The organism is Aeromonas sp. NJAU223 (assembly GCF_051125555.1).
Classification (GTDB): domain Bacteria; phylum Pseudomonadota; class Gammaproteobacteria; order Enterobacterales; family Aeromonadaceae; genus Aeromonas; species Aeromonas veronii_G.
This window is the reverse complement of sequence record NZ_CP144204.1, coordinates 1,465,548-1,481,385: the sequence shown is the minus strand read 5'-3', so window position 1 is coordinate 1,481,385 and position 15,838 is coordinate 1,465,548. Positions and strand designations below refer to the sequence as shown.

Annotated in this window: 17 protein-coding genes; 2 read left to right on the top strand and 15 right to left on the bottom strand. The window is 63.6% G+C overall.

Features of this window, described 5'->3' with window-relative positions; translation table 11 throughout:
* Nucleotides 1-117: 117 nt before the first annotated feature.
* Nucleotides 118-1,773 (bottom strand): methyl-accepting chemotaxis protein, encoded by a 1,656-nt coding sequence (locus tag VZC39_RS06940; RefSeq protein WP_349921657.1) that lies wholly within the window; start codon nucleotides 1,771-1,773, stop codon nucleotides 118-120.
* 323 nt (nucleotides 1,774-2,096) lie between these two features.
* On the bottom strand, nucleotides 2,097-2,753 hold the full coding sequence (gene folE, locus VZC39_RS06935) for a GTP cyclohydrolase I FolE (protein WP_434666928.1): 657 nt from the start codon (nucleotides 2,751-2,753) through the stop codon (nucleotides 2,097-2,099).
* A 273-nt stretch (nucleotides 2,754-3,026) separates the two neighbouring features.
* On the opposite strand from folE, the gene moeA reads away from it, so the two are divergent.
* Together moeA and moeB are read left to right on the top strand one after the other, a co-directional pair.
* Nucleotides 3,027-4,253 carry a molybdopterin molybdotransferase MoeA gene (gene moeA, locus VZC39_RS06930; RefSeq protein ID WP_434668394.1) on the top strand — a complete coding sequence of 409 codons (1,227 nt, stop codon included), beginning with the start codon at nucleotides 3,027-3,029 and terminating at the stop codon, nucleotides 4,251-4,253.
* Nucleotides 4,250-5,005: a molybdopterin-synthase adenylyltransferase MoeB gene (gene moeB / locus VZC39_RS06925; protein ID WP_434666925.1), complete on the top strand. Its 756-nt coding sequence runs from the start codon at nucleotides 4,250-4,252 to the stop codon at nucleotides 5,003-5,005. The genes moeA and moeB overlap by 4 nt, the downstream gene beginning before the upstream one ends.
* A gap of 129 nt (nucleotides 5,006-5,134) precedes the next feature.
* Here the strand turns inward: moeB and VZC39_RS06920 are convergent, their stop codons facing one another.
* The 13 genes from VZC39_RS06920 to napA form a co-directional block, all read right to left on the bottom strand.
* Nucleotides 5,135-5,914, bottom strand: a complete 780-nt coding sequence (locus tag VZC39_RS06920) for an alpha/beta fold hydrolase (RefSeq protein ID WP_349921654.1) — start codon at nucleotides 5,912-5,914, stop codon at nucleotides 5,135-5,137.
* Between the two features lie 80 nt (nucleotides 5,915-5,994).
* A complete protein-coding gene (gene modC / locus VZC39_RS06915) occupies nucleotides 5,995-7,050 on the bottom strand; it encodes a molybdenum ABC transporter ATP-binding protein (protein ID WP_349921653.1) in 1,056 nt (351 codons plus the stop codon).
* Nucleotides 7,047-7,727 carry a molybdate ABC transporter permease subunit gene (modB, locus tag VZC39_RS06910; protein WP_349921652.1) on the bottom strand — a complete coding sequence of 227 codons (681 nt, stop codon included), beginning with the start codon at nucleotides 7,725-7,727 and terminating at the stop codon, nucleotides 7,047-7,049. Before modB ends, modC begins: the two co-directional genes overlap by 4 nt.
* A 104-nt stretch (nucleotides 7,728-7,831) precedes the next feature.
* Complete coding sequence (modA, locus tag VZC39_RS06905) at nucleotides 7,832-8,545, bottom strand: molybdate ABC transporter substrate-binding protein (protein ID WP_434666920.1); 714 nt, start codon at nucleotides 8,543-8,545, stop codon at nucleotides 7,832-7,834.
* A 62-nt stretch (nucleotides 8,546-8,607) separates the two neighbouring features.
* Complete coding sequence (moaE, locus tag VZC39_RS06900; RefSeq protein WP_434666917.1) at nucleotides 8,608-9,087, bottom strand: molybdopterin synthase catalytic subunit MoaE; 480 nt, start codon at nucleotides 9,085-9,087, stop codon at nucleotides 8,608-8,610.
* A gap of 2 nt (nucleotides 9,088-9,089) precedes the next feature.
* Nucleotides 9,090-9,335 carry a molybdopterin synthase sulfur carrier subunit gene (moaD, locus tag VZC39_RS06895; protein ID WP_349921649.1) on the bottom strand — a complete coding sequence of 82 codons (246 nt, stop codon included), beginning with the start codon at nucleotides 9,333-9,335 and terminating at the stop codon, nucleotides 9,090-9,092.
* Nucleotides 9,332-9,841, bottom strand: a complete 510-nt coding sequence (moaC, locus tag VZC39_RS06890; protein WP_349921648.1) for a cyclic pyranopterin monophosphate synthase MoaC — start codon at nucleotides 9,839-9,841, stop codon at nucleotides 9,332-9,334. The genes moaD and moaC overlap by 4 nt, the downstream gene beginning before the upstream one ends.
* 50 nt (nucleotides 9,842-9,891) lie before the next feature.
* Entirely contained in the window at nucleotides 9,892-10,398 is a 507-nt protein-coding gene (gene moaB, locus VZC39_RS06885) for a molybdenum cofactor biosynthesis protein B (protein WP_349921647.1), read from the bottom strand.
* Between the two features lie 178 nt (nucleotides 10,399-10,576).
* The gene (locus VZC39_RS06880; RefSeq protein ID WP_349921646.1) at nucleotides 10,577-11,167 is read right to left on the bottom strand and encodes a cytochrome c3 family protein; all 591 of its coding nucleotides are present in this window, start codon (nucleotides 11,165-11,167) and stop codon (nucleotides 10,577-10,579) included.
* An 11-nt stretch (nucleotides 11,168-11,178) separates the two neighbouring features.
* A complete protein-coding gene (locus VZC39_RS06875; RefSeq protein WP_434666912.1) occupies nucleotides 11,179-11,634 on the bottom strand; it encodes a nitrate reductase cytochrome c-type subunit in 456 nt (151 codons plus the stop codon).
* The gene (napH, locus tag VZC39_RS06870) at nucleotides 11,634-12,509 is read right to left on the bottom strand and encodes a quinol dehydrogenase ferredoxin subunit NapH (RefSeq protein WP_349921644.1); all 876 of its coding nucleotides are present in this window, start codon (nucleotides 12,507-12,509) and stop codon (nucleotides 11,634-11,636) included. The genes VZC39_RS06875 and napH overlap by 1 nt, the downstream gene beginning before the upstream one ends.
* Complete coding sequence (gene napG / locus VZC39_RS06865; protein ID WP_434666909.1) at nucleotides 12,506-13,240, bottom strand: ferredoxin-type protein NapG; 735 nt, start codon at nucleotides 13,238-13,240, stop codon at nucleotides 12,506-12,508. Before napG ends, napH begins: the two co-directional genes overlap by 4 nt.
* Nucleotides 13,241-13,252: 12 nt before the next feature.
* A complete protein-coding gene (napA, locus tag VZC39_RS06860) occupies nucleotides 13,253-15,742 on the bottom strand; it encodes a nitrate reductase catalytic subunit NapA (protein WP_349921642.1) in 2,490 nt (829 codons plus the stop codon).
* Nucleotides 15,743-15,838: the final 96 nt, after the last annotated feature.

The window sequence follows — 15,838 nt, the reverse complement described above, 5'->3', positions numbered from 1 at the left end:
TAGGATGCCTAGAGAGGGCTGACATTGTTGGGTTGAAACAACACTGCCTAACACCGGATAACAAGAGGCCCCGCCAACCGGCGGGGCCTCTTGCTATCCGGCATAACCCTGAAGGGCCTAGAGCGTGAAGCGCTGGGTCATATGGTGCAGCGTATTGGCTAGCTTGCTCAGCTCGATGCAGGCCTGGGCGGTCTGCTGGGCCCCCAGGGCGTTCTCGTCTGCGGCGCTGTGAATGTTCACTATGCTGCGGTTGAGCTCCTCGGTCACCGCATTCTGTTCCTCGGTCGCGGTGGCGATCAGAGTATTCATGTCGGTGATCTGGGTGACGGCGCCATTGATGCTGTCGATGCTGTTGCCCGCTTCCCGCGCCAGCCCGACGCTGTTTTGCATCTGCTGACGGCTCAGCTGCATGGCGTTGCCCGCCTCGGCGGTGCGCTCCTGCAACACCTCGATCATCTTGCTGATCTCGGCGGTGGAGTTCTGGGTACGCTGGGCCAGGGAGCGCACCTCGTCGGCGACGACCGCGAAACCGCGGCCCTGCTCACCGGCGCGAGCCGCTTCGATGGCGGCATTGAGCGCCAGCAGGTTGGTCTGCTCGGCGATGCCGCGAATGACATCCAGCACCATGCTGATGTTGGTGCTGTCCTGCTCCAGCTGCTGCACCACGCTCCCGGCCTGCTCAATCTGCAAGGAAACCTGCTCTATGCTGCCGATGGCGCGACCCACCACCTGATGCCCCTCACTCGAGGTGTGGGAGGCGGCCTTGGCGGCGCTCATGGCGTCCGTGGTGTTGCGAGCCACCTCGTGCACGGTGGACTGCATCTCGTTCATGGCGGTCGCCACCTGGGAGACTTCATTCTGCTGGCTGGCCATGCCCTTGGCAGACTGCTCGGAGATGGCGCTCACCTCCTCCACCGCGCTGCTGAGCTGGCTCACCGAGCCCGCTATCTCGCTCACCAGGTCAGCCAGGGCGCCCTGCATGCGATCGATGGCGCCGCCGAGCTGACCCAGCTCGTCGCGCTTGAAGCGATTGCCGCGGATCCACTCCTGCAGCTCACCCTTGCCGAGATCGCCGCTGGCGATGCGCTGGGCCTGGCGGGCCAGCATTACCAGGGGATCCCGGATCTGGCGAGTCAGTACCACGGAGAGCACGGTGACCAGGCCAAGGCCCAGTACCAGGGCGATGATGATGCTGAACCTGGCGCTGTCGAAGGCCCCGACCACCTCGGCGCGGGAGTTGACGGAGTAGCCATGGTTGATCTGAATGAGTGTGGACACCGACTTGGCCAGGCTGTTGTAGAGGGCGATCCCCTCGCTCATGAAGATGCGCTGGGCCTCCGCCATCTGGCCGTTGTCCTGCATCTGCTTGAGGCGCTGATGCATCGCCACGTACTTGCTCCAGTCCGCCTTGACGATGTCGAAGGTGCGACGCTCTTCCACGTCCTCCGCCCAGATGGTCACATCATGGGCAGCCACCTGCCGCTCCACGTCCCGCAGACTCTGCTCGCTGGCATCGCGGTAATGGGCCTTCTGCTGGGGGTCATCCGCCACCAGGAAGACATCCAGTTCATAACGGCGCAGATCATTGATGGTCTCCCCCAGGGCGCTGGTACGCACCACGGCAGGCAGAATGCTGTCGGTGAAACCGGTGGCGGCCCGGTTCATGTTGCCAAACTGCAGCAGCGAAAAGCCGCCGATAAAGGCCATCATCAGGCCGAGCACCGCAAAACCTGCGGTGAGTTTCTTGCCGATCGTCATGGTACTGGGATTCATGGTTTGTCCTGCAATGGGTGAATTACTGGCATCCGCCTGAGTTGTGCCCTCCTGGCACGAAACACGATAGCTGCCATCCATTGCAGTCATGCAAGTGCGCCGCCTCGAGGGAGGCGGCGCCAAGGGGTCCGAACGTGCAGATCCCGGTCGATACGGGTGATCATCGCAAGAGCATCGTCTGCGCCGCACCGACCATCCATCGGTATGAAGAGCTATATCGACCCGACAGGGTCATGGCTTTAGGTGTTTTTTGGTTAAAAATCAGCAGAAAATAGCGAAGAGGAGCAAAGAAGAGGCATGCCCGGGGGCATGCCGTTGGCCACTCAGCCTTTCAGCCCGCCCAGAAACTCGGCACGGGTGTCCGGCTGGGTCTTGAACACCCCACCGAGGGAGGTGGTGGTGGTATAGGAGGTGGAGTCCATCACGCCGCGCGCCTTCACGCAGTAGTGGGTCGCCCGGATGCTGATGGCCACGTCGCTGGTACCGAGCAGGGTCTGCAGCGCCAGCAGGATCTGCTGGGTGAGACGCTCCTGCACCTGGGGACGGCGGGCGAAGAACTGGACGATGCGGTTGATCTTCGACAGCCCGATCACCTTGCCACGGGGGATATAGGCCACGTGGGCCAGCCCGTCGATGGTGACGAAGTGATGCTCGCAGGTGCTGGTGAGACTGATGTCCCGCACCATGATCATCTCGTCCACCTTCATCTTGTTCTCGATCACCGTCACCTTGGGGAAGGTGGCGTAATCGAGGCCGGAGAAGATCTCGTTCACGTACATCTTGGCGATGCGGTGCGGCGTCTCCGCCAGGCTGTCATCCGCCAGATCCAGCCCCAGCGTCTCCATGATGGCGCGCATGTGGCCTTCGATCTTCTCTCGCTTCTGCTGGTTGTCCAGTGCATTGGCCACTAGTGGTGTCTCGAGACCTTCGGCCTCGAGCGCTGCCCTGACCAACAGGGCTTCCTGACTCATATTCGTCATTCTCGTACTCTCCCACGCTCAGGGACTGTGATGGTCGCCATCTGTTGCGGCGGCATTCTACTGTGGCGCAATCTTACAGGGCGATTATTGTCATAATTCGAACTAACTCAAGCCCGGTACCTGACTTTATGTCAATCCGTCGTGTTTTACTCCCGTGCCACCCGCCCGTATGGGGTGTCCGGCCATCAATATCGCCACCTACCCACACCAGCCTGCCCAAGCGGTCACTTTTTTGGGATAATCCGCCCTCACCACAATAAAGAGGTCATGATGATGGGATTCGATACCGGCACACTCCTCCCCCTAAGCGACGCCCTGCAAGGGATGCTGGACCAACTGGCCTGCTGCTGCGACACCGAGCAATTGCCGCTGCCTCAGGCGCTGGACCGGATCCTGGCCGAGGATATCGCCTCCCCCCTCTCGGTGCCTCCTTTCGACAACTCCGCCATGGACGGCTATGCCGTGCGCCTGGCCGATCTCGCCGCAGGCACCCCGCTCAAGGTGGCAGGCAAGGCCTTCGCCGGCCAGCCCTATGAGGGAGAGTGGCCCGCCGGCCACTGCGTTCGCATCATGACCGGTGCCCCCGTCCCCGCCGGTACCGAGGCGGTCGTCATGCAGGAGGAGACCGAGGCCCTGGGCGAGCTGGTGCGCTTTGTCAGCCAGCCCAGGCTCGGCCAGAACATTCGTCGCCGGGGCGAGGACATGGCCGAAGGTTCGCAAGTGCTGGCGAAGGGCCTGCGCCTGAGCCCCCGCGAGCTGCCGCTTCTGGCATCGCTTGGCATCGCGACCGTGACGGTCCATCGTCCCCTCAGGGTCGCCATCTTCAGCACCGGGGATGAGCTCAAACCGGTGGGTACTCCCCTTGAGCATGGCGACATCTACGACTCCAATCGCTACGGGGTCAAGGCCATGCTGGCGCGCCTGGGTTGTGAGTGCCTGGATCTTGGCATCATCCCGGACGATCCCGCCGCCCTGCGGGCCGCCTTCCTCCAGGCCGATCGGGAAGCCGATGCCCTCATCACCACCGGTGGCGTCTCGGTCGGTGAGGCGGACTTCACCAAGCAGCTGCTCGAAGAGCTAGGCGAGATAGGCTTCTGGAAGCTCGCCATCAAGCCGGGCAAGCCGTTCGCCTTCGGCAAGCTGCCCCAGGCCTGGTTCTTCGGCCTGCCGGGCAACCCGGTCTCCGCCATGGTCACCTTCGATCAGCTGGTGCGCCCGGCGCTCGCCAGGCTCGCCGGCCAGACGCTCGCCCCTGCGCTGCGTCTCAGTGCCATCGCGAGCGAACCACTCAAGAAGGCGCCGGGGCGGATGGACTTCCAGCGCGGCATATTGAACGCGGGCCCGAACGGCCTCGAGGTTCGCAGCACCGGCTCCCAGGATTCGGGGGTGTTCAGCTCCCTCTCCAAGGCGAACTGCTACATCGTCCTCGAGCAGGAGCGGGGCAAGGTAGCGGCAGGAGAGACGGTCACCGTCGAACCTTTCGCAGGGTTGCTGCTGTGAGCGAGATCCTCTCGGACGCGGAGCTTCTGCGCTACAACCGCCAGATCATCCTCAAATCCTTCGACTTCGAGGGGCAGGAGGCGCTCAAGCAGGCCAGGGTGCTGGTGATAGGGGCCGGGGGCCTTGGTTGCGCCGCCGCCCAGTATCTGGCGGTGGCCGGGGTCGGCCAGCTGACCCTGGTGGATTTCGACAAGGTGGAGCTTTCCAACCTGCAGCGCCAGGTGTTGCACTGCGACGCGCGCATCGGCCAGTACAAGGTGGACTCCGCGGCCGAGACGCTGCGCGGCCTCAACCCCTGGCTCACCGTCGAAACACACGCCGCCCTCGCGGACGAGGCACTGCTCGACAGCCTGTTGCCGAGTCATCAACTGGTGCTCGATTGCACCGACAACGTGGCCATTCGCAATCTGCTCAACCAGAAAGCGAGACAACATGGTGTGCCGCTGGTCTCCGGCGCCGCCATCCGGCTGGAGGGGCAGCTGTGCAGCTTCACCTGGCAGGAGGATGAACCCTGCTACGCCTGCCTGAGCTCCCTGTTCGGCGAGCAGTCACTGACCTGCGTCGAGGCCGGCGTGCTGGCCCCCATGGTGGGAGTCGTCGGCAGCCTGCAGGCGCTCGAAGCCATCAAGCTGCTGGCTGGCATGGGCAAAACCTACAGCGGCCGGTTACTGATGATCGACGGCCTCGGCGGGGGTTTTCGGGAGCTGAAACTGCCCAAGCGCCCCGACTGCCCGGTCTGTGGCCAGCCCTGATGGCTTGAGGCAAGCACCAAGTCTGAGCCGTTGTCACAAAAAAGCCGAACCCCCGGGTTCGGCTTTTTATTTGCATGAGATTTGTCGGTTCGAGTCGCCATCCGGAGGCATCCTCGGACGTCGCCAATATCAGTGCATCGCCAGGATCCGCGTCAGCAAATGATTGAATCCGGCGGGATCTTCCGCTGGCCAGGCGTGATGGCCCGGCGGGGTATGGATGCTGGCGTTGGGCAGGGCAGCGAATTGTTCCACCCGTTTGGCGAGCGGCAGATAATCCTGGGTGGTGGAGATGATGGCCACCGGCTGTTCTATCCGGCCAAGACGGGAGCGGGCCGACCAGCCGGGCAAGTCCCCCAGCAGCGCCCGATAGGTCTTTTTCTTGTTGCTGCGCACGAAACGCTGCCGGAAGGCGTGGCGTACCTGGGCGAGCTCGGGGCCCGGGAAGAGCTCGCGCCCGAGCCACCAGGCGAGCGGGCGCAGGCCAAACCAGCGCAGCCATTTCAGGCGCTGGGCAAAGCGCGCCTGCTCCTGCGGGGTCTCCAGCAAGAATTCGCTGAAGCCGTTGACCAGCACCAGACCATGCACCTTGTCCGGCAATTGCAGGGCCAGTTCCAGCGCCACCATGGCTCCGAGCGACAAGCCCACCACCCAGGCGGGCTCTGGCTGCTCATCGAGCCAGCGCGCCACATCCCGGGTCAGGGTCAGCACGTCGAAGGGCCCCTCCTGCAGGCTCTGGCCGTGACCGCGCAGGTCGAGCGCCACCACCCGGTAGTGATCAGCGAAGTGCTCAAGCTGGGCCTGCCAATCGAGGCTGGAGGAGCCGAGCCCGTGCAGCAGCACCAGCAAGGGGCCCTCCCCCGCACTGCGCAGGGCCAGCCCGTGGGATTTCATTACCTGATTACGACGCACTTCGCCTCTCCCTCCCGGCCCATGCCGGCTCTCGATCCCATCGGCTCCCCCGCTCACTCACGATGGCTGAGCATAGCTTCTCAGCCTTCCCCCACCAGACTCACCGCCTTGATGTAGGCATAGAGGCGCTGATCCGGCGCGAGGGTGAGCCGCTTGGCGGAGCGGCTGGTGATCCGGGCCAGCAGTATCTGCTGCCCCAGCGCCAACTGCAACAGGGTTTGCCCCGGCCGTACCTCGTGGGCGTTGAGCAGCCGGGTCTCCAGGCAGTTGGAGAGGCTGGAGTCGGTGATGGGAGCGGTGGCAATCACCACATCCCGCCCCGCCACCTTGATCTGCAAGGGGCCGGGCTCGTCGGGGGCATGCTCCATGGTGACCATCAGCAACTGCTCACCGAGGCGCAGGCTCGCCATCTGCTCCCGCTGATCGTAGCTGTCCAGGGTCGCCGCCAGCATGACACCGGCGTCGTCCCGGCTGGCGAGCGAGAGATCGGTACGGGCGAAGATATCGCTCGGCCGTCCCTGGGCCTCTACCTTGCCGTCGGCCAGCAACACCAGCTGGTCGCAGAGCAGGCTGACCTCCTCCATGGCGTGGCTGACGAAGATCATCGGGATGCCGCTCTCCCGCTGCAACTCCTTGAGCACGTGGGCCTGATGGATGCGGCTGCGCCTGTCCAATGCCGAGAAGGGTTCATCGAGCAGCAGCAAGTCCGGCTCCGCCAGCAGGGCCCGGCCGAGGGCCACCCGCTGGCGCTGACCGCCGGAGAGGCCGTGGGCGGGTTGGTCCAGCAGCTCGGCAAAGCCGAGTCGCGTCGCCAAGGGGGCCGGATGCCAGCGTCCCTTGCCCTTCTTGGCGGCCAGTTGCAGATTGGCCAGCACCGTCATGTGCGGGAACAGGCGTGAATCCTGAAACACCAGGCCGATGCGGCGCGCCTCGGGCAGCGTCTCCGCCAGCTCCCTTCCCTGCCAGCAGAGGCGGTCACCGGCCTCTCGGTCAAGGCCCGCCAGCACCCGCAACAGGGTGCTCTTGCCACAGCCGGAGGGGCCAAAGAGGCCGAGTATGCCCCCCAGCGGGAGTTTGAGATCGCAATCGAGTGTGAATCCACCGAAGTGGCGTCTTGCCCTGATATCCAGCGTCATCCGAACAGCCTCCGTTGCCGGTGTTGCAGCACGCCATAGACCAGTACCAGCATGACGAGAGAGAAGCCCATCAGGCCGCCGGCCAGGATGTGGGCATGCTGGTAATCCATGGTCTCCACGTGATCGAACAGGGCGATGGAGAGCACCTGGGTCTCCCCGGGAATGTTGCCCCCTATCATCAGCACCACCCCGAACTCCCCCAGGGTGTGGGCAAAGCCGAGCGCCGCCGCCATCACGAAGCTTGGCAGCGTCATCGGCAAGATGATCTGAAAGAAGCGCTCGACGGGCCCGAGCCCCAGAGTGGCCGCCGCCTCCAGCTCCTTGTTGCCCATGTTGACGAAGGCGGAGGTGAGGGGTTGGACCACGAAAGGCAGCGAGTAGATGATGGAGGCCAGCAGCAGGCCGAGGAAACTGAACGCGAGGGGGGTGCCGAAGGTCTCTCGCCACCAGCTGCCGATGCCGTATTCGGGGGAGAAGGCGAGCAGCAGGTAGAAACCGAGCACGGTGGGTGGCAGCACCAGAGGCAGCGCCACCAGGGCCTCCACCACGGGCCGGAGTCTGTGTTGACTGCGAGACAGCCACCAGGCCAGCGGCGGCGACAGCAGCAAGAGTATGCCCGTGGTACTGGCCGCCAGCTTCAGGGTGAGCCAGACCGCCAGCAGATCACCTTCACTCATCGCCACCTCCCGCTCGGGATGCGCATTTTCATGATTCTCCTCCTTGATTCAACAAACTGGCCGGCGCAGGGCCGGCCAGTCATCAGGGGGTCAGTGCCTTGCCGTCATTGCGGCAGGGCATAGCCCGCGGCCTTGATCTGCGTCTGGCCCGGGCCCTTGAGCCAGGCAACCAGGGCATCCACGGCCTCACCCTTTTTCAGTACCAGTGCTTGCTGCTCGATGGCGGGGTAATAGGCCCCCGGCACGGCCCAGGCTTCACCGGTCTTGCCCGCTTCCACCAGGTTGGCCCAGGCCACGAAGCCCATCTCGGCGTTGCCGGTATCCACGAACTGCCAGGTCTGGCTGATGTTGTTGCCGGTCAGCACCCGATACTGCTTGGGATCGATCTTGAGGTGCTCAAGGGTCGCCATGGCGGCGGTGCCATAAGGGGCGGTTTTCGGGTTGGCGATGGCGAGGTTGCCCTTCCAGTTGCGCAGGGTGGCCTCGTCAGGTGCCGGGCCGCCCTTCTTCCACAGACCCAGCTGGCCGATGGCGTAGGTGAAACGCTCGCTGCCCTTGCCCTCTTGTTCCAGCTTCTCAGGGGTCTTCACATCGGCGGAGAGGAAGAGATCGAAGGGGGCGCCGTGGGTGATCTGGGTGTAGAGCACGCCCGTGGCCGCCGAGCTGATGGTGACGGTATGGCCGGTCTTGGCGGTGAAATCCTTGCCAATGCGCTCTATGGTGCCCTTGAAGTTGGCCGCCACGGCCACCTTGACCTCGTCGGCCTGCACGGCGCTGGCGCAAGCACTCAGCAACACCACGGATAACAGCTTTTTCATTCCCTTACTCCTGTCTAAGCCTGAGCCTGTTGGCGGCTCTGTCATGGGAAGCCCTGATGGACTCATTCCCCTTGTTGCCAGCGGGCCGCGGCAGCGTCATCGCTCTCCTTGGCTTCCACCCAGCGTTGTTGCCCTGCCGCCGTCAGCTCTTTTTTCCAGAACGGCGCCCGGGTTTTCAGAAAGTCCATGATGAAATGGCAGGCCTCGAAGGCCGCCTCGCGGTGGGCACTGCTCACCGCCATCAGCACGATTTGATCGCCGAGCAGCAGCTCGCCGATGCGATGGATCAGGGTGCACTCCTGCAGCGGCCAGCGGGCGCGCGCCTGTGCAACGATCCCCGCCAGCGCCTTCTCCGTCATGCCGGGATAGTGCTCGAGGGCCAGCCCTTTCACCTCCTCCCCCTGATTGAAGTCCCGCACCTTGCCCACAAAGGTGACGATGGCGCCGGTATCGTGGCGGGTGGCGAGTCGCTCGTACTCCTCGGCCAGGGAAAAATCGGCCCGCTGCACCAGAATGCGATCCACTGTGGTTGCCTCGCTCATGATCAGCCTCCGGTCACCGGCGGGAAGAAGGCCACCTCATCCCCGTCGGTCAGGGGCGTCCCCAGCGGCACCAGGGTCTGGTTTACCGCCACCAGCAGCTTGCCCGCCTCCAGCGCCAGGGCCCACTTGTCCCCCCGCTCACACAGGGCGGCACGCAGCGCCTCGGCGGTGTCGTAGTCAGGGGACAGGCTCAGTTCGTCACAACTCACCAGCTCCCGCACCTGGGCAAAAAACAGTACCTTGATCATGCCTGCTCCCCTTGCGCGTGTTCACCGCCCACGACCGGGGCCTGGAAGTGGCCGGACTTGCCGCCGCGTTTCTCCACCAGTCTGAGCTGCTCGATCACCATGTCCTTTTGCACCGCCTTGCACATGTCGTAGATGGTCAGCGCCGCGACCGAGGCGGCGGTCAGGGCTTCCATCTCCACCCCGGTCTTGCCGGAGAGCTTGCAGAGGGTGCGAATATGCACCCTATTGTGCGCGGGCTGGGGTTCTATCTCTACCTCCACCTTGGTGAGGGCCAGAGGATGGCAGAGGGGGATGAGATCGGCGGTCTTCTTGGCCGCCATGATGCCGGCGATGCGGGCGGTGGCGAACACGTCGCCCTTGTGGTGCTGACCACCGAGGATCAAGGCCAGGGTCGCGGGAGCCATGGCGACATACGCCTCGGCGCGGGCTTCCCGCTCGGTCACCTGTTTGTCGGTGACGTCCACCATGTGGGCCTCACCGCTCTGGTTGAGATGGGTCAGGTTCATCTAGCCCCCTATCAAGAAATAAGATGGATGATCCGGGGCAACTCTCGGGATCACAGATGGGTCACGAAGTTGCACGGTCGGGTACGGGCATCGAGCTGATCCCGGATGAGCTGCTCCCAGCCGAGTCGGCAGGCGCCGGTGGAGCCCGGCAAGCAGCAGATCAGGGTGCGATTGGCGAGCCCGGCCAGAGCCCGGCTCTGCATGGCTGAACCTTTGATCTCGGCAAAGGAGAGCTGGCGGAACAGTTCGCCAAAGCCCTGTACCTTGCGCTCGAACAACACCCCTACCGCCTCGGGTACCCGGTTCTGCTCGTTGAAGCCGGTGCCGCCGTTGACCAGGACCACCTGCACCCCTTCGTCGGCGATCCAGTCGCTGACCTGGGCGCGAATGCGAAACAGATTGTCGGCGCACAGGGCTCTGTCGGCCAGTTGGTGGCCCGCCTCGGTCAGGGCCGAGACCAGGTAGTCGCCGGAGCTGTCGTCGGCGGCACTGCGGCTGTCGGAGACCGTCAGGACGGCGATCTTGAGGGGAATGAATTCGTTGCTTTTAGGTGCCATGGAGCGAGTCCTGTAACACGGGAGAAGAGAAAATCGGCCACCACCCGGCGGGCAAAACCGGCCACAGGCGGGCTGGCAGCGTTACCGAGGGCGGATTCTAACAAAGAAGTCGGGTTGACGGGGATGAATTAGATCACGCAAAGACCATGGGGCCGGGTCCGGCCCCATGGTCACGGGCTTAGAATCCAGGCACGCCCTTCATGTCAGGCAGCTGGTGAGCAATCCCCTTGTGACAGTCGACGCAGGTGTTGGCCCCGCTCGCCAGGTTGGTGGAGTGCATCTGGGCGGCACGACGCCCCTGCAAGGAGAAGTCCATGTACTCGAAGTTGTGGCAGTTGCGGCACTCCCGCGAATCCGTGTCCTTCATCCGTTGCCACTCCCGCTCCGCCATCTCGCGGCGATGGGCCTCGAACTTCTCGCGAGTATCCACCTTGCCGGTCAGCATGCCCCACAGCTCCTTGGAGGCCTGCACCTTGCGAATGATCTTGTAGGTCCATTCGTGGGGTACGTGGCAATCCGGGCAGCTCGCGCGCACCCCTGAGCGGTTTGCATAGTGGATGGTGTCACGGTACTCCATGAAGACGTTGTCTTTCATCTCGTGACAGCCGGTACAGAACTTCTCGGTGTTGGACGCTTCCATGGCGGTGTTGAAACCACCCCAGAAGATGACGCCCCCGAAGAATCCCATCAGCAGCAGCACCCAGAGGGCCGCCTTGGAGGGAGATTTGAAGGTGACCCACAGTCGCTGCACAAAACCAGGTAATTTCATCGATGAACTCCTCAGTTCAGGGCTTCGACCGGCTTGAAGGTATTCCCCACCAGCGGCTTGGTATCCGCTTGCGGCACGTGGCACTGCAGGCAGAAGTAACGACGGGGGGAGACTTCACCCAGGGTCAGGCCATCGCGAGTCTCGAAGTGCGTGGGGCTGATCTTGGGGGCCTTCATGGCGCTGGCATTCTTGAAGCTGTGGCAGGCCAGGCACTTGTTGACCTTGTTGTCCACTTCATAGTTGCGGATATCGTGGGGGATCAACGGCGGTTGATGCATATACTGGCGATCATAGGTATCCCCATCCTTGCGGAAGTTCTTGAGGGGGGCGGCTTCGGCCTCTGACGCCAGATCCGTACTGCCCCGTTCCGATTTGATCCCCCCCGTGCTGTTGGTGATCTCAGGCACGGCCGCCATCAAGGAACCCGCCATCAGGCAGGCCAGCATTGCTCCAATCAGCTTTTTCATTATGTGTTCTCCGACATTGTCTCTGCCTTGACGGCAAAACCTACAGTGATTTCAAAAACTTGTTCCGCGCAGACATCGATGCAACGGCCACAATTTGTACACTCCTGAGCCACAATCAAGGGCCCATGACCGCGTCTGGCGCCGTGAACCGGACCGCGCAGTATGGGGCGTTCCGGGCAGACCGCATAACAATCCATGCAGTTGCTGCAACGCTCACGCCCTTTGGCTGAAATCTTGATAAACCCGACCCGGTTCACCAGGGCGTAGAAGGCCCCCACCGGGCAGAGATGACCACACCAGCCCCGCTCCACCACGAACAGATCGAACAGAAAGAGCGCCAGCAGCAGCCCCCAACCCGCCCCCATGCCAAACAGCAGACCGCGCAGAGCCAGCGACACCGGGTTGACCAGCTCCCACACCAGCACGCCTGCGATGGCGGGCACCACCAGCACCATGGCCAGCAGCCAGTAGCGGGTGTTGCGGTTGAACTGGCCGTTGCCCTTGAGGCCGAGCCGGGCCCGAACCCAGGCGGCCGCATCCGTGATGAGGTTCACCGGACAGACCCAGGAGCAGAAGACCCGCCCTCCGACCAGCCAGTAAGCCACCAGCACCAGGGCGGCCCCGAGCCACAGGGTTGCCATGGGCCAGTGGCCCGCAGCGACCGTTTGCAGCAAGGTGAGAGGATCCGTGAGCGGCACCGTCTCCAGCAACAATGAGCTGGAGAGGTTCCCCTTGAGGATCCAGACACCCGCCAGCGGACCCAGCAGGAACAGACCGAGCACGCTGAGCTGGCTCACCCTGCGCAGCAGCAGGAAGCGGTGCGACCGCCACCAGCCCAGCTTCGCCCTGGCCTCGGCTCCCGGATAACGACTCATAGCCCCTCCGGTTTGCGGGTCGGCAGGGTGAGTCGCTCACCGATGAGGGACTTGCCGGCCTTTTGCTTCTCTTCCCAGCCGAGCCGGTAGTGATGACCCAGCTCCCCCTTGGCAAGACCGCGAGGCACCACCTTGATGGCCGCCTCCTCCAGCACGCAGGCATGCTCGCACTTGCCACAGCCGGTACACAGATCGCTGTGCACGGTCGGCAGGAACATGGCGTGCTTGCCGGTACGGGGGTTGCGTTGCAGCTCGAGGGTGATGGCCTCGTCAATCAGGGGACAGACCCGGTAGCAGACGTCGCAGCGCAGCCCCAGGAAGTTGAGGCAGGTCTCGTGATCGATGAGCACCGCCACCCCCATCCGCGCCTGATCGATGCTGGTCATCCCCTGATCCAGTGCCCCGCTCGGGCAAGCCACCACACAGGGGATGTCTTCACACATCTCGCAGGGAACGCTGCGGGCCTCGAAGTAGGGAGTGCCCGTGGTCACCGGGGTCAGCAGTCTGGCGAGCTTCAAGGTGTCATAGGGACAAGCCTCGACGCAGAGCCCGCAGCGCACGCAGGCACCGAGGAAGTCCTCCTCGGCCAGCGCCGCCGGGGGGCGCAGCGCCTGGGCCGGCACGGCTTGCGCCTGCTGGCGTGCAACCGTGCCAAGCCCGGCCCCAAGCAGGCCCACTGAGCAGGCCCCCTTGGCAAAGTCGGCCAGAAACTGGCGGCGGCTACGGCTCATCCCCTAACCGCCTCAGGCCTTCACGACCTTGACGGCGCACTTCTTGTAATCCGTCTCTTTGGAGAGGGGATCCGTGGCGTCCAGCGTCAGCTTGTTGACCAGTTGGCTCGCATCGAAGAAGGGCATGAACACCAGGCCTTTTGGCGGCTTGTTGCGACCACGGGTCTCGACGCGGGTCTTCACCTCGCCACGACGGGAGGAGACGATTACCTCTTCCCCACGGCGCACCCCACGGGCCTTGGCATCTTCCGGGTGCATGAACAGCACCGCATCCGGGAAGGCGCGATAGAGTTCGGGCACCCGGCGAGTCATGGTACCGGTGTGCCAGTGCTCCAGCACCCGGCCGGTGGAAAGCCACATGTCGTATTCGCTGTCCGGTGCTTCGGCGGCCGGTTCGTAGGGCAGCGCGAAGATCACCGCCTTGCCGTCCGGCTTGCCGTAGAAGCGCACGCCTTCGCCCGCTTTCACATAAGGGTCGAACCCTTCGCGGTAGCGCCACAGGGTCTCCTTGCCGTCCACCACGGGCCAGCGCAGACCGCGTGCCTCATGGTACTGATCGAACGGAGCAAGATCGTGACCGTGACCACGCCCGAAGCTCGCGTACTCCTCGAACAGCCCTTTCTGGACGTAGAAACCAAAGTGCTCAGCCTCGTCGTTCAGGACACCCTTGCTCTGCTCTTTCGGGAACTGATCGACCTGGCCGTTCTTGTAGAGCACCTCGTAGAGGGTCTTGCCCTTCACTTCCGGCATCTTGGCGATGAGCTCAGCCGGCCACACCTCTTCCACGGTGAAGCGCTTGGAGAACTCCATCAGCTGCCACAGGTCGGACTTGGCCCCTTCCGGTGCCTTGACCTGCTGGTGCCAGAACTGGGTGCGGCGCTCGGCGTTGCCGTAGGCCCCCTCTTTCTCCACCCACATGGCGGTGGGCAGGATGAGGTCGGCGGCTTGCGCCGTCACGGTCGGGTAAGGATCGGAGACCACGATGAAGTTGGCCGGGTTGCGATAACCGGGCAGCCCCTCCTCGTTCATGTTCGGGCCGGCCTGCATGTTGTTGTTGCACATCACCCAGTAGGCGTTGAGCTTGCCGTCTTTGAGCATGCGGTTTTGCAACACGGCGTGGTAACCCACCTTGTCCGGGATGGTGCCTTCCGGCAGCTTCCAGATCTTCTCGGCGGTGGCGCGATGCTTGGGATCGGTCACTACCATGTCGGCAGGCAGACGGTGGGCGAAGGTACCCACTTCCCGGGCGGTGCCACAGGCGGAGGGCTGACCGGTCAGGGAGAAGGGGCCGCTGCCCGGGGTGGAGATCTTGCCGGTCAGCAGGTGGATGTTGTAGCAGAGGTTGTTGGCCCAGACACCACGGGTGTGCTGGTTGAAGCCCATGGTCCAGTAGGAGACCACCTTCTTGCTGGGATCGGCATAGAGCTGGGCCAGTTTCTCGAGTTTGTCCTTGGAGACACCGGAGAGTTTGGCCACGGAGTCGACGTCGTAATCCGCCACGAATTTCGCGAAATCGTCGAAGTTCATGGGGGTGGAGTCGCCGCTGTCCGGATTCTTGGCTTTTTGCTGCAACGGGTTGGTGGGACGCAGGCCGTAACCGATGTCGGTCACCCCTTTGCGGAACTGGGTGTGCTTGTTGACGAACTCCCAGTTCACCTTGTCGTTCTGGATGATGTAGTTGGCGATGTAGTTGAGGATCGCCAAGTCGGTCTGGGGCGTGAACACCATGCCGTTGTCCGCGAGCTCGAAGCTGCGGTGCTCGAAGGTGGAGAGCACGTGCACCTGCACGTCCTGGTGGGACAGACGACGATCCGAGATGCGCGACCAGAGGATGGGGTGCATCTCGGCCATGTTGGAACCCCAGAGCACGAAGGCGTCGGCCTGCTCGATGTCGTCGTAGCAGCCCATGGGTTCATCCATGCCGAAGGTACGCATGAAACCGACCACGGCGGAGGCCATGCAGTGACGGGCGTTGGGATCCAGGTTGTTGGTGCGCAGGCCTGCCTTCATCAGCTTGGCGGCGGCATAGCCTTCCCAGACGGTCCACTGGCCGGAGCCGAACATGCCGACCGCGGTCGGGCCCTTCTCTTTCAGGGTGGCCTTGAACTTCTCCGCCATGATGTCGAACGCCTGATCCCAGCTGATGGGGGCGAAGTTGCCGTTCTTGTCGAACTTGCCGTTGGTCATGCGCAGCATGGGCTGGGTCAGACGGTCCTGGCCGTACATGATCTTCGACAGGAAGTAGCCCTTGATGCAATTGAGGCCACGGTTGACCGGGGCATCGGGATCACCCTGGGTCGCCACGACGCGGCCTCCCTGGGAGCCGACCAGCACGGAACAGCCGGTCCCGCAGAAACGGCAGGGGGCCTTGTCCCAGGTGATGGCGGTCTTGTCGGTGCTGGTGATCAGGTTCGCCGCCATAGTGGGGGCACTGACACCGGCCACCGCAGCGGCTGCCGCCACCGCATTGGCCTTCATAAAGTCGCGTCGACTCAGCTTCATGGCATATCCTCACATCGCTTATCGCGTAAGTTGTCGAGTGTATCGATCTGTTAGTGGCTCGGGGCGGTGAACAACACACCCGGCATCGCCTGTCTC

Coding starts and splice junctions, on each gene's coding strand:
- folE (WP_434666928.1), bottom strand. CDS start 2,753: ATGACGAATATGAGTCAGGAAGCCCTGTTGGTCAGGGCAGCGCTCGAG.
- VZC39_RS06875 (WP_434666912.1), bottom strand. CDS start 11,634: ATGAAAAAGCTGATTGGAGCAATGCTGGCCTGCCTGATGGCGGGTTCC.
- VZC39_RS06940 (WP_349921657.1), bottom strand. CDS start 1,773: ATGAATCCCAGTACCATGACGATCGGCAAGAAACTCACCGCAGGTTTT.
- moeA (WP_434668394.1), top strand. CDS start 3,027: ATGGGATTCGATACCGGCACACTCCTCCCCCTAAGCGACGCCCTGCAA.
- modA (WP_434666920.1), bottom strand. CDS start 8,545: ATGAAAAAGCTGTTATCCGTGGTGTTGCTGAGTGCTTGCGCCAGCGCC.
- moaB (WP_349921647.1), bottom strand. CDS start 10,398: ATGGCACCTAAAAGCAACGAATTCATTCCCCTCAAGATCGCCGTCCTG.
- napA (WP_349921642.1), bottom strand. CDS start 15,742: ATGAAGCTGAGTCGACGCGACTTTATGAAGGCCAATGCGGTGGCGGCA.
- modC (WP_349921653.1), bottom strand. CDS start 7,050: ATGACGCTGGATATCAGGGCAAGACGCCACTTCGGTGGATTCACACTC.
- modB (WP_349921652.1), bottom strand. CDS start 7,727: ATGAGTGAAGGTGATCTGCTGGCGGTCTGGCTCACCCTGAAGCTGGCG.
- napG (WP_434666909.1), bottom strand. CDS start 13,240: ATGAGCCGTAGCCGCCGCCAGTTTCTGGCCGACTTTGCCAAGGGGGCC.
- VZC39_RS06880 (WP_349921646.1), bottom strand. CDS start 11,167: ATGAAATTACCTGGTTTTGTGCAGCGACTGTGGGTCACCTTCAAATCT.
- moaE (WP_434666917.1), bottom strand. CDS start 9,087: ATGAGCGAGGCAACCACAGTGGATCGCATTCTGGTGCAGCGGGCCGAT.
- moaC (WP_349921648.1), bottom strand. CDS start 9,841: ATGAACCTGACCCATCTCAACCAGAGCGGTGAGGCCCACATGGTGGAC.
- moaD (WP_349921649.1), bottom strand. CDS start 9,335: ATGATCAAGGTACTGTTTTTTGCCCAGGTGCGGGAGCTGGTGAGTTGT.
- napH (WP_349921644.1), bottom strand. CDS start 12,509: ATGAGTCGTTATCCGGGAGCCGAGGCCAGGGCGAAGCTGGGCTGGTGG.